The 24,479-nt window shown below is 39.8% G+C and carries 19 protein-coding genes, 1 pseudogene and 1 riboswitch; of the genes and pseudogenes, 7 read left to right on the plus strand and 13 right to left on the minus strand.

The genetic code is table 11. From position 1 onward, the window contains the following. Positions 1-23: 23 nt before the first annotated feature. On the minus strand, positions 24-1,199 hold the full coding sequence (locus H7J92_RS04280; RefSeq protein WP_221835553.1) for a hypothetical protein: 1,176 nt from the start codon (positions 1,197-1,199) through the stop codon (positions 24-26). A gap of 507 nt (positions 1,200-1,706) precedes the next feature. Here H7J92_RS04280 and H7J92_RS04285 point away from each other — a divergent pair. From H7J92_RS04285 to H7J92_RS04295, 3 genes are all read left to right on the plus strand, one after another. Continuing rightward, on the plus strand, positions 1,707-3,188 hold the full coding sequence (locus H7J92_RS04285; protein ID WP_221835554.1) for a sodium:solute symporter family protein: 1,482 nt from the start codon (positions 1,707-1,709) through the stop codon (positions 3,186-3,188). A gap of 21 nt (positions 3,189-3,209) precedes the next feature. Next, on the plus strand, positions 3,210-4,319 hold the full coding sequence (locus H7J92_RS04290; RefSeq protein ID WP_221835558.1) for an agmatinase family protein: 1,110 nt from the start codon (positions 3,210-3,212) through the stop codon (positions 4,317-4,319). Positions 4,320-4,380: 61 nt separating this feature from the next. Then, a complete protein-coding gene (locus H7J92_RS04295; RefSeq protein ID WP_221835560.1) occupies positions 4,381-6,366 on the plus strand; it encodes an oxidoreductase in 1,986 nt (661 codons plus the stop codon). 247 nt (positions 6,367-6,613) lie between these two features. Here the strand turns inward: H7J92_RS04295 and H7J92_RS04300 are convergent, their stop codons facing one another. The 7 genes from H7J92_RS04300 to H7J92_RS04330 all read right to left on the minus strand — a co-directional run bounded on the left by H7J92_RS04300 (position 6,614) and on the right by H7J92_RS04330 (position 14,175). Then, entirely contained in the window at positions 6,614-7,492 is an 879-nt protein-coding gene (locus H7J92_RS04300) for an Abi family protein (protein ID WP_221835562.1), read from the minus strand. An 891-nt stretch (positions 7,493-8,383) separates the two neighbouring features. Beyond that, on the minus strand, positions 8,384-9,040 hold the full coding sequence (locus H7J92_RS04305) for an HNH endonuclease (RefSeq protein ID WP_221835564.1): 657 nt from the start codon (positions 9,038-9,040) through the stop codon (positions 8,384-8,386). Between the two features lie 5 nt (positions 9,041-9,045). Next, on the minus strand, positions 9,046-10,377 hold the full coding sequence (locus H7J92_RS04310; protein ID WP_221835566.1) for an AAA family ATPase: 1,332 nt from the start codon (positions 10,375-10,377) through the stop codon (positions 9,046-9,048). Between the two features lie 446 nt (positions 10,378-10,823). Next, positions 10,824-11,237 (minus strand): DUF3775 domain-containing protein, encoded by a 414-nt coding sequence (locus H7J92_RS04315; protein WP_221835568.1) that lies wholly within the window; start codon positions 11,235-11,237, stop codon positions 10,824-10,826. 95 nt (positions 11,238-11,332) lie between these two features. Beyond that, positions 11,333-11,887 carry a competence protein ComK gene (locus H7J92_RS04320; protein ID WP_221835570.1) on the minus strand — a complete coding sequence of 185 codons (555 nt, stop codon included), beginning with the start codon at positions 11,885-11,887 and terminating at the stop codon, positions 11,333-11,335. A 149-nt stretch (positions 11,888-12,036) separates the two neighbouring features. Beyond that, complete coding sequence (locus H7J92_RS04325) at positions 12,037-13,080, minus strand: DNA sulfur modification protein DndB (protein WP_009766066.1); 1,044 nt, start codon at positions 13,078-13,080, stop codon at positions 12,037-12,039. After that, a complete protein-coding gene (locus tag H7J92_RS04330) occupies positions 13,081-14,175 on the minus strand; it encodes a DNA sulfur modification protein DndB (protein WP_009766067.1) in 1,095 nt (364 codons plus the stop codon). It lies immediately after the preceding gene. Between the two features lie 349 nt (positions 14,176-14,524). On the opposite strand from H7J92_RS04330, the gene H7J92_RS04335 reads away from it, so the two are divergent. The 4 genes and pseudogenes from H7J92_RS04335 to H7J92_RS04350 all read left to right on the plus strand — a co-directional run. After that, a complete protein-coding gene (locus H7J92_RS04335; RefSeq protein ID WP_040758434.1) occupies positions 14,525-15,019 on the plus strand; it encodes a sigma-70 family RNA polymerase sigma factor in 495 nt (164 codons plus the stop codon). Positions 15,020-15,678: 659 nt separating this feature from the next. Next, on the plus strand, positions 15,679-17,151 hold the full coding sequence (locus tag H7J92_RS04340) for a DUF5050 domain-containing protein (RefSeq protein ID WP_009766069.1): 1,473 nt from the start codon (positions 15,679-15,681) through the stop codon (positions 17,149-17,151). Between the two features lie 191 nt (positions 17,152-17,342). After that, positions 17,343-18,158 (plus strand): DeoR family transcriptional regulator, encoded by an 816-nt coding sequence (locus tag H7J92_RS04345; protein WP_221835571.1) that lies wholly within the window; start codon positions 17,343-17,345, stop codon positions 18,156-18,158. A 205-nt stretch (positions 18,159-18,363) separates the two neighbouring features. After that, positions 18,364-18,570, plus strand: a pseudogene (locus tag H7J92_RS04350) (EAL domain-containing protein); the annotation flags it as partial. Here H7J92_RS04350 and H7J92_RS04355 read toward each other — a convergent pair. From H7J92_RS04355 to H7J92_RS04375, 5 genes are read right to left on the minus strand one after another with little or no spacing between them, the layout of a single operon-like run. Next, positions 18,565-19,368, minus strand: a complete 804-nt coding sequence (locus H7J92_RS04355; RefSeq protein ID WP_009766072.1) for an ABC transporter ATP-binding protein — start codon at positions 19,366-19,368, stop codon at positions 18,565-18,567. The pseudogene H7J92_RS04350 and the gene H7J92_RS04355 sit on opposite strands and share 6 nt — an antisense overlap. Beyond that, entirely contained in the window at positions 19,365-20,078 is a 714-nt protein-coding gene (locus H7J92_RS04360; RefSeq protein ID WP_009766073.1) for an ATP-binding cassette domain-containing protein, read from the minus strand. Before H7J92_RS04360 ends, H7J92_RS04355 begins: the two co-directional genes overlap by 4 nt. A 4-nt stretch (positions 20,079-20,082) precedes the next feature. Continuing rightward, complete coding sequence (gene nikC / locus H7J92_RS04365) at positions 20,083-20,907, minus strand: nickel transporter permease (RefSeq protein WP_425516842.1); 825 nt, start codon at positions 20,905-20,907, stop codon at positions 20,083-20,085. A 17-nt stretch (positions 20,908-20,924) separates the two neighbouring features. Then, positions 20,925-21,854 (minus strand): nickel ABC transporter permease, encoded by a 930-nt coding sequence (nikB, locus tag H7J92_RS04370; RefSeq protein WP_009766076.1) that lies wholly within the window; start codon positions 21,852-21,854, stop codon positions 20,925-20,927. A 9-nt stretch (positions 21,855-21,863) separates the two neighbouring features. Continuing rightward, a complete protein-coding gene (locus H7J92_RS04375) occupies positions 21,864-23,411 on the minus strand; it encodes an ABC transporter substrate-binding protein (RefSeq protein ID WP_040758439.1) in 1,548 nt (515 codons plus the stop codon). Positions 23,412-23,567: 156 nt separating this feature from the next. Next, positions 23,568-23,755: riboswitch (cobalamin riboswitch) on the minus strand. Between the last annotated feature and the right edge of the window lie 724 nt (positions 23,756-24,479).

Genomic DNA, 24,479 nt, shown 5'->3' on the forward strand with positions numbered 1-24,479 from the left:
AAGTAAGCATCACCTTTATTCAATTACCAACTCCAATTATAAGCTTTCACCTTTACATCTGATACTTTCCCCTGAATCTCTTTTGATAACTCTGGGTAACTCATTTCGAAACCGGCAGTACCGTCCGGATTTAGTCTAACTTGTAGTGATTCCTTAAGAATTGCGATTAATTTTCCATCAGCATCGTATAGACCCGATGCCAATCGGATATCATCCATTTGCGCTTCGTAAGGATTTTTCACAATTCCGGTCACCACATAAGGACCTCCGAATCCATTCTTCACTTCTTTAACATTTACATTCTCTGTTTCCAATAAACTCGGATCTTCTGTTGTTTTGTTAAAATCAATATTCACTGTCGCATCGACAATTGATTCAGGACTGTCTGCTGCTTGCGCAAGTGCTGTCTCGCCGATATAAGCTGTTTCCCCAGGCAAAAGGATATTAGGTACCGGAACAATCGTATCAGCAGTGCCGATAACTGAATCATTTGTATCTACAAAATTGACTTGAATCGAACCAATTTTCGCTGGTGCATCACCAGTATTTTTAATTTCGGCATTATAGTTGACCCAAATAGAGTCAATGCTATCTTTCCATGAATAAAGCGCCTGGTCATGAACTTCTATGTTTGCAACTTGAGCAGCCTCTGCTTCTTTTCGTTTCACCATTTCAGAAGGGGCTTTCGCCTTAAACTCGCTACGTAAAGAGTTGAAGTCCTCTAAGGCTTCTCCTTCATTCTCTGATGTGATGCTATATAATAACTTATACTCTTTCTCTTCTTTTGCGAACGCAAGTATCGTTTCTCGAACATCGCCTTTTGCATTTTCAACATTCATTAATACTAGCTTTCCTTCTTCTCCATCATTAAATGTTGTTTTGGCGCTTTCAATAACTTTAGAATTCTGATTATCCTCCGGCGTTTGAGCCGACTCTTTTATCCCTTCGAAATACTCTACACCTTCGCTATGTACATTTTCATTTATAAATTCTTCCTGCTCTTCTGCTGAACCATTTACTAGCTTTTCGTAGAAATCTTGTGCAATTTTTTCTTCTCGATCTAATTTACTCTTCCCCACTGATTCGCTTTCTTTCGTTTTCGCTTCATTCGACGACATAGTTTGTGCTTTCTCTCCACTGCATCCCGCCACTATAAGAAGCAACGAAAATGCCAATACAACATATAGCATCTTTTTCATTTAATAACCCCCTTGAACTATATTCTACATGAAATTTCCCACTTTACTAGTCCAATTAGCATAAATAACTGTAAATTCATACAAGACTAATACCTTTTCTAAACATCTCAGTTCCCCCTTCTTTAATCCCTCCATAATGGTCTTTTTCTCCCGTATTGACAAATCCGAAACCTAGATGACTAATGAGATTAATTTTAATTACAGCGATAAATCTAGTCCCTTCACCACAGATCAAGCTCCTATACTTACCAATAGTTTTGTTATACCTCGTGATTACTAGTGTCCAGTACCTCTCCCAAAATATATTTCCAACACTAATCATGAAAAGTACTCATTTTTACACTTAATGCCTACATATAGTTTAAATACGGAACATTGGGACAGAGCCAAATGTACATGCACTCCAGTGTAAACGTTCTTTTTCCGTTAATACTTTTTTCTTTGTGAAATTGATATAGAGGGGGGTTACGGTAGCGAGAATAAAAACCAAAAAAATGGAGGGAAGTTATGGTCCTTTTAATAATGATTTCAGTATTTATTCTCCTTATGATTTGCGTAAGTGCGTTCTTTTCTAGATTTGTTAAAACAGGTGAAGACTTTTATTTGGGTGGCAGAAGAATGCCTTGGTGGGTACTCGGGCCTACTATTGCTGCCGGTCTTTTCGGTGGGACATCCATGCTGGTCGTAGCTGGTAATGCCATGACCGATGGTTTAAGTGCAATTTGGATTTTAGCCATCCCTTCTTGGATAGGCGCATTTGTTTCTGCAATCTTTTTTGCTAGGAAAGTTCGAAGTTTGCCCGGTGTAGCTTCGTTACCAGACCTCATTGAATTGCGTTACGATAAAGTCTCAAGAAATGTTTTTATGATTGTTACTGTCTTATTCTACATCGCTTTTACAACATCTCAGCTCCTTGCAATAGGAAAGTTTGTTTTTGGATTTAGTGGAATTTCAGTGATTACCGGAATGGGTATCGCCCTTATTGTAGTGCTTATTTATGCAACAGTAAGTGGATTTTTGGGAGTTGTTATTACAGATACCATCATGGCTGCTATTTTATTTGTCGGCTTAGTAATATTAGCGTTTTCAAGTTTATCTTGGGGAAATGGATGGTCAAACATATCAGAAACTATAACTTCAACAACTCCTGATTTCTTTAATCTATTTTCAACATCTATACATCCCCTCTTAGCAATTGTGTATGTAGCTGCATTTGGTTTGGCTCTAGTACCTCAACAAGATATCTTTCAACGCTATGCAAGTGCCAAAGACGAAAAAAATGCACTCTTTGGCGGCCTGTTTGCATTGGTGATCTTTATTCCACTATATATTCTTCCGATGATAGCCGGTATTTCAGGAAAAGTGTGGTTACCTTTACAAACCTCCGAAACCGTCCCTGTTGATCAATTCGTTGCTTGGACGGCCAAAAATATGTTTTCACCTTTCTTATCTGCCTTCTTATTTGTGGCCATAGTAGCGGCTATTATGTCTACACTTAGTACAACTATTAACTCCGGGGCCTTAAATATAACAAAGGATGTTTATCAACAATACGTAAATAAGAACGCAAGTCCAAAACAAGTTATCACTATAAGCAGACTGGCAACCATTCTAATGGGGCTACTTGCATTTATATTTGCAACTACCTTTGATGTAATTCTGGATGCACTATATTTAGCCTTTAATGTTGCTTTTGCTGGAATGTTCGTACCAGTTATAGGTGCCTTCTATTGGAAAAGGGCTACTGCGAGAGGTGCCACTTGGAGTGCTTTAGCAGGAACCATTTTTGTACTCTTTGATTTTATCCTGCTAAAAGTCGGAAAACCAATACCTTGGCCAGATTCAGCTTATGGACTTGTTACCGCATTTCTCCTGTCTTTGGCTGCATTTGTAATTGGCAGCTTAACAAGTGTCCGACCTACGGATGAAAAAACTAAGTACTTTTTTAAACAGAAAAGTAGTAATGACTCTGTAGAAATTGATGAGTAAAAATTTACTTGGAGGGATCACATGAAGGAATTTTTAATTGCAAAAGATAGAGCGCAACAACATAGTGCTAGATATGAACGAAGAATGGAATCTATTATCCAACGAGATATTCCTTCGTTTATGGAATTACCAATTATTAATACTGAAGAACAAATGAAAGAAAAAGACATTATTTTTTTAGGGGTGCCTTATGAAGGGGTCAAAATCAAAGACCCATTAACATTTATTCCACCTATCGCCACACCAATTGATGAGAAGGAGTTAAAAATCTACTCGCGATCAGGTGCCTATGAAGCTCCCGAAGCAGTTAGAAGAAACTCAATTTATTACTCGATCAATCATTGTGATGGATTTTTCCCAGAAATGGAGAAAGATTTTATTTTAATGAACGAAATCAAGGCCGGAGATTACGGAGATATTGAGATTGATATAAAGCAAGATACACAAAAAACTATGGATCAAATTACTGAAGTTTATGAAACAATCTATGGCAATGGCGCGATTCCAATGACAATGGGTGGAGATCATCTTGTCCCTTTTCCAATCATCCACGGATTATCAAAAGTATCGAATGACAATATAGGGATTATTGTATTTGATTCTCATTTGGATATGTCATGGGAACCTAAATATTGGGCGGGATCGCAATGGGCAAGGATTTTTGAATTAGGTATCGTAAAGCCGAAAAACTTTGTACAAATTGGAATACGGGGTTTCCGACAATCCTATCAATGGAAATATGCAGCGGAAGAATTAGGCTATACCTATTTTACAATGACAGACGTTGAGGAACTCGGAATTAAAGAAGTGACTAGAAGAGCGGTTGAAATTGCTTCAGATGGAACTAGCGGGATTTACACTTCATTGGATTATGACGTGTTGGAACCCGGCTTAGCGCCTGCACAGAAATTCCCCGATCCCAACGGGTTAACGTCGCGAGAAATTATTACGGCCCTTAAAATGATTTCAAAAAATAAAGTGCTGGGTTTTGACATTTGTTGTATGTCTCCAAAATACGATTATAATGGCCTCGGTTCCCAATTAGCTGCCAGATGTATTGTTGAAGTTATGGGCGGCATTGGGTTACGAAAAAAACATCAACGTCTGCAGGCGGGGCCTGTTCAAGAGTAGTAAAACACATACAAGATCTCAATCGCAGCAGTTTTTATACTAGGGAGGGAACGATGATCAAATGACAGAGTTTAAACACTTATTTAGCCGTGTCCAAATCGGCAATACTCTCTTAAATAATCGGATTCTCAGTACTGCCCATCAAACGAATCATGTCTTAGATGGAATTCCTACAAAAGATATGGCTGCTTACCATCAAGCTCGTGCAAAAGGCGGGATTGGATTAATAATCCTTGAGGCTGCAGCGGTACATCCATCTGGAATGTTAACGACAAAGACAATTGCTGGTTACGATGAACAGATTGTGGACGTATACAAGGACTTATCAAATACACTTCATCAATATGGTACAAAGGTATTTTCTCAGCTTTTTCACGGCGGGCGTGAAGTGATTACTAGTGATTACCGCAATGCAGCATGGGCGCCTTCAGCCGTCCCCAGCCTGCGGTTCGGCGCTATGCCAAAACCCATGAATAAAGAAGAAATAGAAGAAGTAATTGAGGGATTCGCACGGTCAGCCAAGCTTGCGAAAGAAGGAGGACTTGACGGAGTAGAAATCTGTTGTTCGCACGGTTATCTACCATCACAATTTTGGTCTAGCTATACAAATCTCCGAACTGATGAATACGGTGGAACATTTGAAAATCGGATGAGGTTCGCTGTTGAAATCATTGAAAAAGTTTGGGAAGCAGTTGGAGAAGACTTTACAGTGGGTATCCGGATTAGTGCGGATGAAATGACAATGGATGGTACCACTATTCAGGATGCCACTCAAATTGTGGAATACCTTGTAGAAAGAGTACGTCTTGATTTTATCGATGTAACCGCGGGCGACTCTAGTACCTATGCAGGATCCACGCACATTGCTCCTCCTTCACCAGTGAAACATGGCTATTTATCGCCGCAAGGTTTTAAAGTTCGAATGGCTGGGGCTGTACCAGTTTTTATAGGATCAAGGATTCTAGATCCTTCGGAAGCAGAAAAAATTATCTCTACAGGCAAAGCGGATGTAGTGGGGATGACCCGGGCCATGATTACTGATCCCGAGATGCCAAATAAAGCGAAACATAATAAAACAGATTTGATCCAAGCTTGCATTGGATGTTTGCAGGCCTGTATTGGCCACTATCACAAAGGACTTGCAATAGGTTGCGTTCAAAATCCATTGGCTGGAAAGGAAGAAAAACTGAAAGAAAAAATTCAACAAAAAAGTAAAAGACAACGCATTCTGATTATGGGGGCAGGCCCGGCCGGTTTACAGGCAGCTCTTACAGCGGATGCACAAGGACATGAGGTTATACTTGTTGAAAAGCAACAGGTCATTGGCGGTATGTTAAACACTCTGCGCAAAGCACCGATGAGGCATGAAATGGCAGAGTCGATGATTGATAATTTTTCACGCCAACTTTCAATGAGCAATGTCAATGTCCAACTTGGAATATCAATTGATAACAAAGCCATTACTGATTTAAAACCTGACGCCATTATTTGCGCCATAGGGTCAAAAACTTACCTCCCCCAGCAACCGGGTATAGACGATACAAGAATTACTCTGGTCGATCATTTGTTTACGAAGACTAAAGAAGAGCTCGGCAACCGTACAATTGTATTTGATTTTGGCGGAGACTGGGCAGGTATAGAGGCAGCTCTTTATATGGCAAAACAAGGCTGTGAAGTTACCCTCATTACGGCGAGGTTACATGTAGGAGAAGGAGTACACCAATATCTTCGTAATGAATATATGAAGGAGCTCTATCAATCAAAGATAAAAATGAAAACCCATTTTGACTTTGGCGGTATTGTAGAAGATAAGGTAATTATACGGAATCTATTTACACAGACAAAAGAGGAAATTGAAGAATGGGACCATATTGTTTTAGCAGTTGGACGCGTACCCAATGTTGAGCTTTACGAAAGCATCAAACATTTGGCACCAACTGTACTACAAATTGGTGATTGTCTAGCTCCTCGAACAATTGAGGAGGCTACGACGGAAGGTTTAGAGCATGTTTTAAATCTTCCAGCCTTGTCTAATTCGATAAGATAGATTTGATAAAGTTTTATAGATGTTAGTTAACTATTTGCCTTGAATTCCTCGCTATATATAACTATAATAAAACACCCGGAAAGTTAGATTGTTACTTTAACTTTCCGGGTGCACATCAAAGAGCGGCTTCTTCTTTCCATGTATAATCGTTAATATGGAAGTAGCATGCTTTACTGCTAAAAAACATGCTACTTACACGTAAATAAATGGACTTGACCATGTTCAAGAAATCTTTGGAAATCTATTCTTACCGCTCACGTAATCTTTTTTCCCATTCCTCTGAAAAACCAAGTTCTCCAAGATCAATATACTCTGCATATTCTTCTAAAAGGGCTTGCAAAGAAGTGATAAAGTTTGTACGATTTTCTTGGTGCAAAAGCCTACTCAGAACATATATAGCTGCAAACACACCGCTATTGCTTATTAAGCTTCTTTTTTTCTTAAATAGGGTTGGTTTAATGGTGAGCTTCTTACCGTATAATCTTCCGTAATGCGCGCACACATTCCTCACGTAAGCAAGTGAATGAAGCCAACTCTCTACGTAATAGTATGGAATGTTAAAATCTTTAACGACTTCATTCTTGGTATCTTCTTTTAGGTTCCTAAACAGTTTGGATAATTCTCCAAAAGAAATCACTTCGATTGCTACCCAAAAAGGAAACTCTCCGCCATACTTTTGTCGATGATGCATGACAAAAAGTTCTCTTCCGGATCTGTCAATTTGTTTATCAAGCTCTTCTAAAAAACTATTGTGCGCCCCTTCGGAGGAGAAATTTTCAGTATGTCTATAGCCCAAAGCCCCAAACTCATGTGCATGCTGGTAGGCAATTTTAGAACGAAATTCAATCTCTATAAATTCTAATTGGTTCATTAAAAGATCCCGTAGCTTTTGATCGAAATTGTATAGCATCTTCATGTGATGAAAAGTTATGCCATCTTGAAACACATCTCTATTACTGATATGTCTGAGCGTAAGACCATAAGCTGAAAACCTGTAATAATTCACTCGCTTTAAAAAGGATAATGCTTCTCCTTCGTCGTGTATAATTAAATTTCGTTCTTTTAAAATTTCCATTTGCTGCTCGTATGTCGTTGGTTCTTTAATGTTTATTTCTGTAGGGTCCAATTTAAATCTCCCCCAAATATAAAAAAAAAACGACCCACCTTGGTCCGCATTGTTAAGTGGCGTGGTGGGTTCTGTTGTTATCATTTTATCAAGAATCGGCTATACTGTAAAGAGGCAAATGCCCGAAACGTAATTTTTCATTTCAACATTTTTGGACAGAGATATGAAACTCCACATAAACAATGCTAGTTTATATGCATGGCAAACAAATAGTAACCAACAGTATCCGCAATGAACTGGAGATACTTATGCGTCACACAATTACTGTTTGTTAGACTTTCTAATTTATGGCGAGTTTTTTATAGTACAAATGAACATGCTTTCAGTTAAGTCTATTGATTAAAATAAGCGATGAGGATCAACCGATTTCGTCATTAGTTTTTTAGAAATGTAAAAAACCTCCTCCTGCTTTCTCCCCTATGAATGGTCGTATAAATTTCAACGTATTGTCTGAGTTATGTATGGATCAGAAAGCTTTTTATGGTTCTTGTTATTTTTGATTTCTATAAACAGTGACTCTCTCTCCCACATACTGGTCCTATTAGCCGCAATAGCGGCTCAAAAGTACTCAATGTGACTCATTATATCTAAATTATTCAAATAGCCAGGATGGTTACTTTTTTCCGTTTATGAATAAAGCAATCATCACACCTATGGCTATAGTCGCTACCGTTGCGATATCAAACCAAACCAGTGTCCCATTGAATAAATATTGGTTCAAGTTCAGTATTGTAGAAGATTCGAAACGGTCCGGTAGTTGTGTGATAGCCACCTTATACTAAGGGGAAATTCCAGCAAACATTCTCCGTTTTTGTCGAGAGTCTGGCTTTACTTAAAAGTCTAGTAGTTTTCAATGACTCGAATGATCTCAATGAATATAGGATGGGCTTGTCACCCATTAACGGTACTTACTTTTGATTCAAACACCTCTATAAAATCCCTTACCATTTTACTGTATTCTTCAGATATCGAAGCTGTTTTCCTTAAATCATCAAACAACGCAGTTCTTAATTCGGGCAACGTAGTGTTTTGAATTTGCATAATGAAACCGTCTAGACTTTTTAAATGTTTAGTTCTATTTTCTACAAGTTCTGTTCTGTTCAAATCTATTTTTAGACCCGTTAAATTTCCTCTTTCCGAGATATAAGATACAAGAGGACCTGCAAAAAATAAATGTGCTGATGGTTCATCTTCATATGGGTCTATTAATAGGTTATTATTATCATAGTAGTCCCTTTTTCTGTTATTACAAACTGGACAAGCAAGGGTCAAATTGCTCCATTCAAAACACTTCTCCGGAATTTCACTTTTAGGAAGAATATGCTCTATATCACCAAATGAAGTATGTAGTATCTTCGATTCGCAATAAGCACACTTACCATGTGTTTCCTTAATTAAAGCTGTTTTTACTTCTTTGTGTGAATACTTGGTCCCGATATTTTTAGATACAGATTTATCACCTGTTTTATACGCCAAGTATAAACTTTTCCAATTCTCTGCGTTTTCTTCTAGGATTCCAGGTTCGTTTAATTTTGTTAACTTAATCATCCAACTTACACCTCAAACCTTTGCAACATTTCTGATAGGTAATCTTCTAATCCCTTACTTTGTAAATAGGATTTCAAACGGTTATAAGAATTCAAATCTAACTTTTTAGTATCGAAACCTTTTATAGCTTCCTCAAGCTCATTTTCTAACCAAACAGGCATAGTGACAGTTACGCCTAATACATCCTTCAATATATCAAAAGCATCTTTGCTGCTATTTTCAAAGTCCAAATTTAAAGAAATGACCCTATTATTTTCATTATATTTTAAAGCATAAACACTGGCCTCTTTGATTGAATTAACAACAAATGGGCTATGCGTACTTATGATAAATTGCGCTTCTGGAAAAGCGTTTATCAAATTAGGGAGAATTTCTCTTTGCATAGAGGGATGAAGATGGTTTTCAATTTCGTCAATTAAAACGGTAAATTCCGAATCATCTTCATTAAACATAAATACCTGCCAAGCTAAATCTATCAAGGCTCCAAGACCCCCAGAAACAGCATCGATTAAAAAATCTCCGCTATCAGTTTTCAATACAACCTCCCCTGATTCTATTTTTATTGCATTAAAGCCTATATGCCTAGGTAATAACTTTCTCAATATCTCTGCAAATCCATCGAACTTCTTTTGAAATTCCTGATTAGGTTCTACCAATGAATTACCTTCACCAAATACAGCTAACGACATAAGAGATTTTTTCATATAATGTACAGGGGAACTTGTATTATTATAATATACTTTATTTAATGTTCTAACTTGTAAGGAGTCTAAGTATTCTCTATATAACTGCTTTGTATCATCAATCCTTAATGGAATTTCTTCAACTCTAACATAAGAGTATGGTTGCCTATGTGATGATATATTTACACCCTTAATTATTTCTTCACTGGGATAAAACTCTTCATCAGAGTCAAAATACTTAAATCTTGTTTCAACCTGGTAAGAGGCACTGTGTACCTCTTCAGGAACATAGAATTTAAAAACACCTTTATCTGTTCTAAGCGTACCCATAACTAAATTATCCATATTAAAAGTATCTATATAGTTTCCACTATTATTAATTTCCTCCAACAATGAATTTTTTAGCTCTTTATTGGCATTTGAGAAGGCTAATATTTTCTGCAAATTTAGCCCCGCCAAAAACGAACTTTTACTATTTTTGATATGTAATTTTGCCACCTCTTCATAATCCCAGCCAATTTGTTTTGCCAATAACCTAAGGATAGAACTTTTCCCCGCCCCATTGGCCCCTGTTAATATTGTTACTCTAGGGTGAAAATTGATCTCTACCTCGTCGAACTGATTCCAGTCGGATAATTCAAGTCTCTCTAACATGTATTTGCTCCTTTCAGAATGATTTTTTCACAATTATATCATTATTAGAATATTTATCCTATGAAAGAATGGCAAAACTAAAAGGGGCGGCTTCTTAAATAGGGAAGAGAGCTTCGTATATAAGATATTAAGCTTTGCAGTCTTCACTACCTGCTTTGCTACATGTATTTTAGCAACATCGCATTGCTATAGTTTCTTTGAAAATTATTATTTTTCATAATCAGCTATGTCCAACTAGACGGTTACTACAGGTACTGCAGATTATATAGAGTGGGCGGCTCACCTTTTGTATTGGAGTGTACTTGAGATCAGTGAACTACTCCTTCAATAAAGAAATGCATCAAGTTTAACTGTTTGGAGACCTAGCAACCAGTAGGATTAGACAAAACCTCAATAAACTTCAAACAAAAACCAGGCACTCTACCTGGTTTTTCATATAATTCAATTCAAATATTATTTAAAGATCCTGCCATCAACTCCATTCCCCTGCTCAAATACTCATCCAAAGGCATCTTTTCCACAATTTGTTTCGCTTCAATTTTTTTCGTAGCCCAATGTAAGGAAGTGTATACTTCGTTAAATAGTATTTCCGCGCTGGTGTTCTTTTCAAGCGATTCATCTCTGCCAATATACATTACAGTCTGTATGAACTTTACTTCTTCGATCGGCAATTGCATAAGGTATTCATATATCGCACTATTCAATTGCCTTTCTTTCTTATATTCTTCGGAGTCCATATAGTCTTGGATCGCTTCTGCTGATAGCGTTGCAATTCCCTCTTCAGCCATCACTTCACGCCGTTCCTTTGCCAACGAAATGACGCTCATTAATGCATCTTTTCTTTTCGGTGATAAGAACATTCTCCTAATCCTCCTCTCCAGTTTTAAAGGCGCCCATATAGTCGTTCGCCGTTTTGCAGCACTATCAATCCTAACTTTCCTTCGTCATCGTATTATTACTCCACAAAATAATTCCTCTTCCTCCGATCTCGGCTGATCAAGTACTCAGCCGACTCAACTGATTCACAGACCATCAGTAAATCGGTCCGCCGGTCATTCGCAGTTTTTAACTTGCATGCCCGTTTGTATTTTTCATCGAAAGAGCTGTAACTGCTGTCGAGAATGAACAATGCCCCGTTTTCGAATACGACGCGTGTCTGCTTTTCCCGAAAGCTGTGATAGTTTTTGATTGAGAGCAGTCCAAACCAGACACAATCTTCTTTGTAAGGGGATTTGCTCGGAAACCAATACATACCGAGCTTCTCATTAATGATAACTGGCAGCATCGTGAGGTCCGGTCCGTCTAAGATGGTGCGGGATCCATCGTAGGCTCCCCGCAAATTTGATCCGTGATAACGGAGGTTCAAGTCAATAATTCCCGTAGGTGTGAGTGCTACCGAATGCAGTATATTGTTCTCCATAACCTTCGCATGCAATTCGCCGTCTTCCGTGTACTCCGGATAAATAATGCTTGTTCGTTTCGTCATCATAAAGTTCGTTTGCTTTCCCATCTCTTTTCCCCCTTTTTTCTCAATCTCTTTTGGATTCAATTTAAAAGGAGTATACTGAGGATAGATTGGTATACTCCAATCGGTTATTCCCGAGTGAGTCTGGCAGGACTGTATCCACTCGGGGATTCTTCATTTTCCACTGACCTTCTCTACTCACCTCCTTCAAGGCGCAACCATTGAACGAGTGCGTCATTCGTTTTTTTATCACTATTTAAATAATAGTATTTCGCTTTGCCCCGAGTGCTTCCGCTAAATTGTTTCCACGCCTCCTGATCCCGCGACCAATCGATATGCGCGAGCCGCCTCATGCGCTGCTGGAGTATCTCTTGCTTCGCCCGAAACGTTTCCTGATCCAATCCTTCATAGGCATATTGGGTGATCGCCGACAACAAAGGAAAACTTGCGAGCATCGAATGCTCATAATCCCCTATCGTTTCCGGTGGATACAAGCTGAACAGCTCATCAAACCAGCTGTTGATCAACTCAAAACTCTCCTCAGTCGGCAATTGACGTTCCGCATACATCGACAGCTTGCCTGTAACGGTTTTCCCAGTCATAAAAAAGCCGACCAGCCGCCTCAATTGAGATAAGGAAAGCAAGTTTTTATTGCGCGGCCTCATGATCGCAGTTTTTTCAAGTTCGACGCCCGCCTTCTGCAACTGCTCATTACCTTCCAATATCCGGTTTGTCAGCTGGTTTACCTCGTTTCTCGAATCATAGGAAATCCTTTTAGACAGCGATACTTTTTTACCTTTCGTGTTGAGATCTATGTATAGCTGATCCGCTTGTTTTTGCTCCAACCCTTCAAAAACCTGTACGGCAACCTGGACGTTCGGGAGCATGTAATGCAACGTAAACCCCTGTTTCTGCTCACTCGGATCGTCGCTGTTAATTAACTTGGAAACCGCCGCTTCAAGATGCGCAAGCGCTTTCACCCTTTGCGTTCCATCGATGATTGCCAGCGACTTGGGTTTCCCGTCATCAAGGCTGCCTTGCTGGATCATCGCGACAATCGGTGGCAAGTAAATCTGTCCTTCCTCTGCATTTTCTAAAATGTAACGCCGAATCATCCGCACCTGCCCGGTATTCACTTCCCTCAAGTGCAGACGGTGATCTTCGAGCATTTCCGCCAACTCACTCACCGAATACACGAACATCGACTGCCTTGTAGAAAACACTTCATTAATGATCATTTATCGCTTCCCCTCCTCGTGAATGAGCAATAAAAACTTCAGCATAGTCCGTTTAACCGCCGTGGAAGTCGAATGATTGCGCACTTGTCCGGAGCTTTTGTCGTACATATGGCTAAAAGCCGGGTCATTGTGTTTCCACGTACACTTTTTTTTCAACAACTGCAACCGCTGAATCGCTTCCAAATGCGTCAAAGACTGCTCGCGCATTAATGTGAAGACGGTGTAGGCCAGCGCCACTTGCACACCGGTCACCCCGCAGGCATATGTTTTGCGATCCGCCATTCGTTTTGGGAACAATAGTTGCCAAGACATAAAAAAAGCTTTCGAGATCTTTGGCACCTCACTCGCCTTGCAACCTCTGTAATACGGGTCCCCCGTCTTGGTTGTCAATATCCCTTCAAACAGTGCAATCAAACATTTCCGCATCGTGATGAGTGACGTAACGGCTGTGCTTTTCTCCGTCAGACGAGAATGTTTGTCGTCAATTTCCATTACAAGCTGCAGCTGTTCCGCCACACTTCGCGTCAACTCAATGTACGGATCCCGCTGATCATACTGCAACATCAATCCTGAATGCGCTTCTCTGCGTTCTGTATTTAGGTCTGTAAACAGTTGTCTTTCCTGCTGCTGATTCAAATCCAAATAGACTTGCATCGATACCGGATAACTGGAAAGCCGGTAAATATATTCTCCCGCCTGGCGTGCCTCCTCCCAGTTCCCGAATTCCTCTGCCGCTTCTTTTTGTGATTTCAGCTGACTGATCGCCGAAGCAATGGCGGAAAGCCTGTGTTGGCCGTCCAGGACGTACATATTGCAGCCTGGCTTTAAGACAAATCCATCCTCGGTTTCCTGTATATTTTGCCGGCTGGAAAACACGAACGGTGAGAAATAGAACGGCTCCTCCTTCTCTAAACTTTCTATAATGAAATTACGGATATCTTTACGTTTTCGGGGATCCAGCTGCCGTTGTACCTCATGGTCGATTTCAAACATCGCTTCCAGCATTGAAAAACGAGTTTGAGTACAAAGAACTTCTTTACCGAACTGCTCATAGCTGACCCCGCTCATTGTTGCAGTAACCCCCGCGTTCACCATGGTTATTTCCTCCCCCTGCCATTTTGACCAGTATAGCCCAAGTATTCAAAATAGTCTATCTAATTTTATGATTATTTCAATTTAATACTAATAGTTGTATCTAGTCCAGATTTTCTTGTACTCTTTACAAATCTTAAAAAGTATGTTATTGGTCTATATTTTGACATTTTCATTTTAATAGAACTTTTAACGTTCCTACTGCGTAAACGACAAAAATGCCCGGGCAATATCTCTAATCCTACCGGGTGTTTTGCAAAAATGGCGGTTCGTTTTTTCTGTTTGCCCTATTTATGATAAAGGCACCCAGGGAATACAGGATGCCGTGCACGGCCTGAAGAGGTCGCTGAAAATGAATACGTTTGACGAAGTGCTGGAACAATACGAGCCGATGATTTCGGCAGTCATTCGGAAATTGAATATTTACCAAGATTTCGAGCAGTTCCGCCAGGCAGGCAGAGTCGCTTTATGGCAGGCATGGACCCGGTTTGACGAACGCAAAGGCAACTTCACACCGTTTGCATATCGGTCGATTCACGGAGCGTTGTTGGATGAATTAAAAAAGGAAAATCGCTTCAGTGAAGTGCATACTCCTGTAGAAGACAATATCGTGGAATTGATGGGAACCGGTTCGTTGGAAACAACGGATGAGTCTGATTTAGGACAGGTGGTGGCCGAGCTGAACCTCGAAGAACGCCAACTGCTTTCAATATTGTTCGTGGACAACTGGTCTCAGGCAAAATGCGCCGAATTTTTCGGGATTACGGTGGCCGGTGTAAAGAAACGAAGGGAGCGGCTTCTGAAGAAATTGAAGTTGCGGTTGATGGAGCTAGAGGCACAGATATAGCTGTTATTTGGTCGTTAGCTTACTTTTTCTTGCTTGTAATGAATTTTTAAAGAGAAAACCTTTATAGGCGGTGTGAAGTAACTATCACTGCTCACACCGCTAATTGTATTTTCATCTACCAAGAAGATTATCCCGATTATCGTTCGCCAATATTCAGCCTAATTCATTAGGTAAATTGTGGACAGCTTTTAAGGTGAGTGTTTTAGCAGCTTTCTTGAAACATAAAAAGGCCTTGCAAAGATTTCCCCCTCCCCAAAGCCACGTTTCTACCAACTAACACAGTCTTTAATTGTAGGAACAGTAGTTTCTACATATGAGGTATTCGAATGAGGATATCACTATAAACATTTCAGATGAATTCCACAATTACCGATCTTTCAAATACCTCTTACATTCTAGATAGTAGTGAAGCGTACGTTCATATCCGTTCGTCTTATTTACATAGGAATCATTAATTATATATATCAGCTGGACACTCCCCTCCTGTTCTTCCACCGTCATACGGCAAACAAACCACTTATGATTGTAAGTAAACTTTCCTTCACAATATCAACAGACTTTCGCTTACACTATTCCCATTTCCAGTTTTAATTTTAAGCTGCTTCAACTCCTCCTTCACCGTACCGATATAAACAAAAAGGAGGCGTAACTAAAGAACTATGAATAAATCACTAACCATTTCATTCACTTTTCTATTGTCTTTATTTCTTTTCGTCCATCCAGCAGATGCAGATGTGAATACAACCGCGAAACTTTCTATTAGTGAAGAGACTGCTATCGCCAAGACTGCTGGAGTGGCATCCAACTCGTATAACATGATTCTGGAAGCACTTCTACACGGAGAGGAAACTGGTTATTTTGACACCGCTGAAGTCTCCTACAAAGAAGTCGGTTCCATCATAAAAGCGGTTACGAACGAACATCCAGAAGTGATGTACTATAGCGGAGCTACTTTATGGTCAAATGGAAAAATCGAATTTAAGTATTCCAAGCCTCCATCTGTCGTGCGAGCGAATCAATCAGCAGTACAAAATGAAACGTCAAAAGTTCTTTCTTCCATCATCAAACCCGGAAGTTCGGACTTTGATAAAGTAAAAGCAATCCACGATTACTTGGCTCTACATAACGCGTACGATTATGACAACTTCCGGAATAATACCGTGCCTGCCGATTCCTATACAGCATACGGCGCACTGATCACCGGAATTGCCGTATGTGACGGCTATACGAAAGCGGCTCAGCTGCTTATGAACCAACTCGGCATCGAGAATCAGTATGTGTTCGGCTATGGTAATGGCGGCGCACATTCTTGGAATCTAGTGAAACTGGACGGTCAGTATTATTTTATGGATATCACTTGGGATGATCCCGTGCCAAACACACCAGGTAACGTACGCTACGATTATTTCTTGGTCACTTCCAAGGTTTTACGAAAAGATCATAGCTGGAACGAAGCCAGTTGGCCGGTCGCAAGCAGTTCCAAGTACGCCTATTTCAATGATTTCGGTAAGTTGATTGAAGATGGTAATACCTACTATTACAGCAGCAACTCAGACAATGCGAAGCTTTACCGTGTGAATAAAGACGGCACCGCCAAACAAAAAATCAATGACGTGCAGGCTCCATATTTTGCGCTTGCCGGCGATTGGATTTATTTCAGCAATTACTCCCATTCCGGTTATCTGTTCAAGATGAAAAAGGATGGCAGTTCCAAAACTCAATTGAACGATCATCATTCCACCGATTTACGGATTGAGGGAAAGACGTTATATTACGTTGATCGTGTCACAGGTAAAGAAACATCTTTAGCTATTGAAATTCCGGATGAAATCCCGCAAGTAAAGCCCGTTGGCGAAGTGGTAAAGCCTTCTAAAACTTGGACTATCACGTTTAATCAAGAAGTAGATCCCCTTTCTCTCACGAAAGAGAATATCTTTGTGAAGACATCAACTGGTGATTTTGTTCCCGTCACGATTCAATTGGATCGTACAGATGCGCATAAGGTACAAGTCTATGCACCAACAGGCGGGTACGACACCAATCAAAACTATACATTGACAGTACGAAAGGTTAGTTCGAAACTAGGGCTTCCTTTAAAAGAATCGAAGACAAAAGATTTTCATGTTCAGTAAATAAGAATAGAGGCTGTTGCAGAAGATCAATAGACATGACTTTCTGTGACGGCCTCTTTTTCCTTGTTTCTGTATATTGAATAAAAATCCAAAAGCTAAGAAGGCACAAAACATTTTTTAAAAACTATTCAGGCTAACTGTATCCCTTTTGCCCCCTCCTTTCTATATAGAAAGAAAAAGGGGTTTTTCTTATGACACATTATCTTTCTCAGTACGCAAGATTCCAAAAAAAAATCGAAATTGATACAGCCGCGCGTCAGCATGTAGACCTTCATTGGAATGCAATGAACAAGACGGATCGTACTGTACTCGAGATGATTCGTTGCTATTCAGTGAAATATCTGGCAGCTCACTTGAAACATCAAACGATCGAAACGAAACTCAACGTATCGAATTCAACGGTTAGACGCACTTTACGCAAACTGGAGAAACTGCAGATCATCGAGCGGATCCATTATGTCCGACCGGTTATGAGCGGGCTGGGAGCGAACATATATGTTATTTTGCCCATCAATGACCAGGGGAATTTGGACAGGGGCATCGAGGCGGATGGACCTAATACTGCCGCGGTTTCCAAGCCGGTTTTGGAAAACGAACCTTCTTTCTATAAATTTCAAAACATTAAAGATCCTATAAAGACGTCTCACCCTGAAGGTGAAAAGTTATCCACATCCCTATTTGCGAAGATGAAGAATATATTGGCGTTGACCGGAGACGATTCGAAAACCCGGGAGTTCTTTGGAATTTATAGAGGACTGGCGGGACGTATGCTGAAGTTTGAAATTCATAAGGACAAAGGAGAGTTGTTCGAGGATTTAGCTTATCGGGCGATGCGGATCAGTGTTTTAGCGATGAAGAAGAAGACGATTCGGAATTTGCCGGGGTATTTTAACGGTGTGTTGCGGGAGTTGATTGACGAGGCGTTGTTCAGCGATATTTATCAGGAGTATACGGTGTCGGTTGATGGGTTGGGAGAGCTTTTGGAACCATCGGGATGCCTGTTTTAGAAGCCGCGCGTACGGCTTATCAGGGAGTGGATCCGTGTTTCACATCCCGTTCGACAATGTTCAGTATTCCTTTTAGTTCACTGTAATGTCGATTTGATCTAAATCCAAATGAACAATCAAGAAAGACAGGTTCATAGAAGGCATTTAGAACCTTTGCCATCCCCGTTGAACGATCTTATAATTAACTGACGCGGAATACGTAGAGGAAGTGTTGGAACGAACATCGCTAAGTCCCAAGTACCTCGTAATCGAAATCACCGGGAACATGGCAATAGAGTATGAGTATTCCGTTCAAGTTTTGAAGGAACTGAAATCACTCGGTGTCGGCATCAGCATTGATGATTTTGGTGCAGGTTATAGCTCTTTGAACTACTTGAAGAACCTTGCTTTTCCATCATCCAAATGGTCATGACAAGACAGGAACACCATCTGATACATCCGTACACTGGTGATTCATTGTCTCAAAGAGTAATTGTGAGTATGGGTGCGTAAGCTGGCTTTGTTCCCAATGAGTAAATGTCTCCACGATTTCTCCTTGATACATTACCGCTACACGATCACATAGTTGTTTAGTGGACTGTAAATCATGTGTGATAAATAGATAACTTATTCCATTTTGCATTTGAATCGTTCGTAATATTTCTAAAATCGATGTTTGTGATGGACTATCTAAGCTGGCGATGGATTCATCAAAGACAATGAGTTCCGGCTTAACAGCTAAGGCTTTAGCAATACATACACGTTGTTTTTGCCCGCCGCTTAATTGATTAGGAACATGTTTCAAAAATGACCTGTCCAAACCGACCAAATCCAATAGTCGAATACACTCTTCATGCCACGTCTTTTTATTTGGAAAGAAATTTCGAATGGGTTCTGCAAGTATTTCTTCAACCCGCATTTGAGGATGCAGTGACGCCGAAGAATCTTGCAAAACCATTTGTATATTTTTATAGAATGCAAAATCCTTCAATTGTTTCGAATGAATACTATGCCCATTCCATAAAATCTGCCCGGAAGTTATCTTTTCAATTCGCATTATTAATTTTGCAATGGTACTTTTTCCGCTGCCGCTCTCTCCTACAAGCGCGAGGCTCTCACCTTTTGAAATAGTAAAGCTTACATTGTGAACCGCCACTTTTTTCTTGATATTTCCCCTTCTCAATCGTAAAGGATATTCTTTCGTAACTTGCTTTAATTCCAGCAAGGTCATAAAAGTACCCCTCCTTCATTTATATAGACGACACGATCTGCATACTTTCTCACACTGTTTTCATCATGTGAAATGAGAAGTATCGTTAAATCCAGGTTACGTTGTAATTGCTTTAATAAGCTTAATACTTTTTCACGATTTATTACATCAAGAGCAGTTGTCGGTTCGTCCGCAATTAAAATTTTGGGCTGTAAACTTAACATCATCGCCAATAATACCCGCTGCCTCATTCCACCGCTTAATTCAAATGGGAATGAATCAAGAATTTGTTCAGGTTCTTTGAAACCGACTTGAGTCAGCAAATTATGTAATAGCAGTTCAACCTCTTTTTTCGAACCCGGCTTCCTCTGCCGGATTGTCTCCAACATCTGCTTTTTCACTAACCTGATCGGGTCTAATCCGTTTAATGAATGTTGAATCATAATCGCAATATGATTTCGTCTTAAATGTTCAAATTGCTTTTCATTAAACTGCACTATATCTTTACCTTCAAACATAATTTGTCCATTTGTTACACTTACCCCTTTATCCAGCAAACCAACAACTGCATGTGAAACGATACTTTTACCAGCACCACTTTTACCAGTCATCGCAACCATTTCTCCCGGATATAACCTGAAAGATACATCTTGTATAATCGCCTTCTGCTTTCGTCCATATGTATATGTAACTTCTAAATGCTCAACATTTAATATAGGGCTTATTTCCACTATTTCACATCTCCTTGCCTGCAGTTATATCGTATTTCCCTAGTTTTTCACTTACTAATTGGCAAGCTAAGACAAACAAAACAATCGCTAATCCAGGAAAAAGCATAACATGGGGAGTAACTTGGAAGTAATCAGTCGCATCATTCAGCATCGCACCCCATTCAGGCGTCGGCGGCTGAGAACCTAATCCTAAAAAAGAAAGGCCGGCAATATTTAAAACAATTTTGCCCATATCCAACGCACTAAAAACAATAATAGGCATCCCGATTTGGGGAAGTATGTAACGTTTTACTATACGAAAATTAGAATTTCCAGCCATTTTTGCTGAGAAGATATACTCCTCTTGAGTAATTTTAACAACAAGACTCCGAATAAAGCGGACATAGCTTGCCCAACGAACCACCACAATCGCGAAAATCATATTTACTAAGCTAGGACCTAATAAGCCTACAATCGCAATCGTTAGTACAATATCCGGAATCGCCAGCGTGCTGTCGATGATTCTCATTATCATATGATCTGTACGCCCTCGGACATATCCCGTTAATAATGCAATGGGAACACTAATTAACATCGTGAAGAACATAATGATCATAGCAGACGTAACACTTATACGAATACCATAAATAATACGGGATAAGATACAACGTCCCAGATGATCTGTACCGAATGGATAAGCCCAGCCCGGGGTCTGTAATCTAGCAGCCAAATTAACTGCTAAAGGATCATGGGGCGCAATCCATGGAGCAAATAATCCTATCAAGGAAATACTAAGCAGGATGCCAAGCCCTACAAGTAAACCAACATTTACTTGCTTCCATCTTTTCAGCTTCATCTGCCTGCCCCCTATCGAACCCTTAAACGTGGATCAATGATTAAATAGATAAAATCCACTATCATATGAATTGTTACAAATAAGATGCCAGCAAAAACAACATATCCTTGGATGACAGGATAATCCCGCATATTAATAGATTCCATAACATATTGTCCCAAACCCGGCCAAGAAAAAATAGTTTCTACAATGATACTGCCGCCCATCATGAATGCAAAGCTTGTACCAACCATCGTTACAATGGGTAATAAAGCATGCTTCAATACTTGAAATACTAAAATCCTCTTTTTCGATATCCCTCTTGCTCTAGATGCCTTAACAAATGGCTGTTGCAACATTTCCAGCATATACGCGCGTAAAACACGCGCATATACCGTTCCTAGACCTAAGCCAAGTGTTGTAGCCGGTAAGATCAAATTTTTCCAATCATTTCTTCCCATTGATGGCAACCATCCAAAATTAACAGAGAAAATATACATACATAGAAACCCTAGCCAGAATGTAGGTATTGCCGAGCCTAGAAGTGACAAAAAACGCCCTATTTTATCCACTACTCCATTTTCATAGACAGCCGTAGAGATTCCTAAAACCAATGTCACCAATAACATAATACCAAGCCCTGCAAATGCCAACTCTAAAGTAGCTGGTAATCTCGCGAACAACTCACTTATTACAGGCTTTTGGGAAACAAATGACAGTCCCCATTGTCCGGTGAATACTTGCTGCAACCATTCAATATATTGACCGCCAACAGAATCTGTTAAGCCTAATTCACTCCGCATAGCATAAATAGCCTCATCGGAAGCGGGAACATCATTGGCTTTTAACATAATCGTTGCCGGATCTCCCGGTGAAAATCGAACTAATAAAAAGGTAAGCGTTGCGACAGAAAAAACAACGAGAAACAATTGCAGAATATGTTCCAGTACGAATTTAACCATAGAGTTTAATTATTCTTTATCGACATTCGCGTGATTATAATAGTACTCTATTGAAAATGCCTCAAAGCCTTTCAATTCATCGTTTACGGCAAAAACAGTATTCGGATATACAATATACGAATGAGGAACTTCTTTTCCAATTTCCTCTTGAATTTGGATAGCTAATTCATTGCGTTTTTCTATATCAGTAGTTTGATGTAATTCATCAATCATCGCATCCACTGCTTGTGATGCAAAATGATTCATGTTTGAGGAACTATCCGACTTAAAGAAAATCTCCAAGAAAAAGTCCGGGCTTCCGGTATGGGCTGTGAGCATACTATACATCGATAAATCCCATTCTTCGTTTACGAGTATTTCGTCGATATTCTCCACTTGGCGAATATTCATTTTCATCCCTTGGTCAAGTAATTTGCTTTGAATGACCTCTGCCATAACTGTCAGTTCAGGACGTTGTGGAAACGTTAAGAAAGTGGCTTCAAACACTTTTCCGTCTTTTTCCCACATCCCCTCCTTGTTTTTAGTCCAGCCATCTTGCTGCATTAACTGTTCAATGGGTTCTTCTTCTTTTGTTTCACTTATTTGTCCAAATGGCAGTACCGGTGAAAACGGACCAACTGCTGCAGTACCTTGACCTTTCATAACAGATTCCACAATTTCTTGACGTGGAATTAAGGAATCGACAGCTTTTCGTACAGCTAATTGCTTAAACTTGGGAGATTCCATATTGTACATCACCATATGTGTCCGTACCGACATAGCTGTTAAGACATTAAATTTATTATTTCTCTCCAGAACTTCAATATTGTCAACTGAAATATCGGTCGCACCATCGACATCCCCTGACTGTAGAGCCATTAATCGCGTGTTGCCATCTATAATAAACTTAATCGTGACTTCATCCAGTTTTGCTTTTTCTCCCCAATAATCTTCGTAACGATTTACAATTAAAGATTCGTCTTGGTTAAATTGCTTAATGACATATGCACCTGTAAACGCTGGATAGCCATCCTTTTCATCTAAAGAATCTACATCTACGATAATAGTTCCCGGGTCTGCTAAGTTTGAGATGAGCGCAGCATTAATTTCCATCGTTTCAATTTTCAACTCTGTTTCAGATACAGCTTCCATTGATTTGATTTTTAATAAATCATTTGTTCCTGGATTATTTTCAATGGCACGTTGTAAAGAATTCTTTACCGCTGTTGCATCCATTGCTTTTCCATTATGGAATGTTACGTTTTCTTGCAGATGGAACAGCCAAGTTGTAGCATCCACTTGCTCCCATGATTTTGCCAACCAGGGCGCGGGAGCTAAATCCTCACTTAATTTAACTAGTGTTTCTGCGGCTCCGGTACGCATTACTTCCCAGCTATCGCTACTGTGCGGATCTAAACCGGATGGACTCCAAGAAAACGCTAACGTTGCTGTCTTCTTAGTTTCTTCTTTGCCGTCTTTACCTGTTTGTTCCTCTTCTTTAGCTGAGCAACCTACTAATGCCAGTATGCAAATTGCCATGAAAAGCCATGTAGTCCAGCCCGTATACCTCTTCTTCATTTCTTCTCCTCCTAAAATGATTTCCTGAGTGCGTGACGTAAGGCTCTGATTAAATAAAAAACTCCTACCTCCCAAATGAGAGATAAGAGCCTATGTATAAAAGTCATTTACAATCCGTCTGTAAATATACACAATGCAACCTTTCTCCGGAAGGTATTCCGCATATGCATTCTGGCAAGTCTCCTGACTTATGGGTACTATCGCTTCTTCAACCTTCCCAGTTGTTCACCAGTGTTTTTTTGAAGTCGCTTCCCAATTACAGTGGCCGGACCGTTCAGGATTTTCACCTGATTCCTTTTTCATCTTTGCAGTCCCTGCAAAGAACCAAAATACTTTATTTAACTAATCTTCATAATATACAACCAAATGGCTAAATGCAATAGACGGTTTACAGGTTTCAGGTCCTCACACAACTCATCGTCTACATCCATAACGACCGTGGACGGATTGAGGAGCAGCAGGATTTTAAATAGCTTCCTGTTCCATTCAAATGGAAAGTAGCTGGCTGTGCACCAAAACAGCCGGAAACTACTCAGTCAATTAAATAGTTTAGCGATGGAGAATCCTTAAGACGAGCATTCAATTTGGGGATTTACCTAGATTTAGAGTGAGTAGATTAAAATATATCAATACACGAAACAGCTTGAATTGCATGGTGCAAAAACTTGTAAAAAGTAAGATGTTAGTGTCGAACTTCGGAAAAGTTTATCTCTATGGTACGCATGATACATAGCCTTCTTTGATGACTTTGCAAATTGAATAGACAGCTTTATTGCGGTTGATAAAAGCTACACTACGCAAGGTTGAGCTTAAAGTGGCTGCTTCCGCGGACACTTATCCTCATTCAGTGGACAATTCACCTTCTTATTCGGAGTTATCCGGCAATTAAGCGGACACATTTGACTTTTTGGCGAACACCAAGGGTTTCAGCGGAAGCTTCAGGAGGTTGAGCGGACACTTTTTCCACTTCCGCGGATATTTCAATTCACCTTACAATATAGATAGATTCCCTGTTCAAGATATACTCTTGGAAAATAAATAATACTTTCACTCTTTAACTACAAGAGT

Origin of the sequence: Sporosarcina aquimarina (genome assembly GCF_019748715.1) — a bacterium.
Taxonomy (GTDB): Bacteria; Bacillota; Bacilli; order Bacillales_A; family Planococcaceae; genus Sporosarcina; species Sporosarcina newyorkensis.

Coding starts and splice junctions, on each gene's coding strand:
- H7J92_RS04280 (WP_221835553.1), bottom strand. CDS start 1,199: ATGAAAAAGATGCTATATGTTGTATTGGCATTTTCGTTGCTTCTTATA.
- H7J92_RS04285 (WP_221835554.1), top strand. CDS start 1,707: ATGGTCCTTTTAATAATGATTTCAGTATTTATTCTCCTTATGATTTGC.
- H7J92_RS04290 (WP_221835558.1), top strand. CDS start 3,210: ATGAAGGAATTTTTAATTGCAAAAGATAGAGCGCAACAACATAGTGCT.
- H7J92_RS04295 (WP_221835560.1), top strand. CDS start 4,381: ATGACAGAGTTTAAACACTTATTTAGCCGTGTCCAAATCGGCAATACT.
- H7J92_RS04305 (WP_221835564.1), bottom strand. CDS start 9,040: ATGATTAAGTTAACAAAATTAAACGAACCTGGAATCCTAGAAGAAAAC.
- H7J92_RS04310 (WP_221835566.1), bottom strand. CDS start 10,377: ATGTTAGAGAGACTTGAATTATCCGACTGGAATCAGTTCGACGAGGTA.
- H7J92_RS04315 (WP_221835568.1), bottom strand. CDS start 11,237: ATGTTCTTATCACCGAAAAGAAAAGATGCATTAATGAGCGTCATTTCG.
- H7J92_RS04320 (WP_221835570.1), bottom strand. CDS start 11,887: ATGGGAAAGCAAACGAACTTTATGATGACGAAACGAACAAGCATTATT.
- H7J92_RS04325 (WP_009766066.1), bottom strand. CDS start 13,080: ATGATCATTAATGAAGTGTTTTCTACAAGGCAGTCGATGTTCGTGTAT.
- H7J92_RS04330 (WP_009766067.1), bottom strand. CDS start 14,175: ATGGTGAACGCGGGGGTTACTGCAACAATGAGCGGGGTCAGCTATGAG.
- H7J92_RS04335 (WP_040758434.1), top strand. CDS start 14,525: ATGAATACGTTTGACGAAGTGCTGGAACAATACGAGCCGATGATTTCG.
- H7J92_RS04340 (WP_009766069.1), top strand. CDS start 15,679: ATGAATAAATCACTAACCATTTCATTCACTTTTCTATTGTCTTTATTT.
- H7J92_RS04345 (WP_221835571.1), top strand. CDS start 17,343: ATGACACATTATCTTTCTCAGTACGCAAGATTCCAAAAAAAAATCGAA.
- H7J92_RS04355 (WP_009766072.1), bottom strand. CDS start 19,368: ATGACCTTGCTGGAATTAAAGCAAGTTACGAAAGAATATCCTTTACGA.
- nikB (WP_009766076.1), bottom strand. CDS start 21,854: ATGGTTAAATTCGTACTGGAACATATTCTGCAATTGTTTCTCGTTGTT.
- H7J92_RS04375 (WP_040758439.1), bottom strand. CDS start 23,411: ATGAAGAAGAGGTATACGGGCTGGACTACATGGCTTTTCATGGCAATT.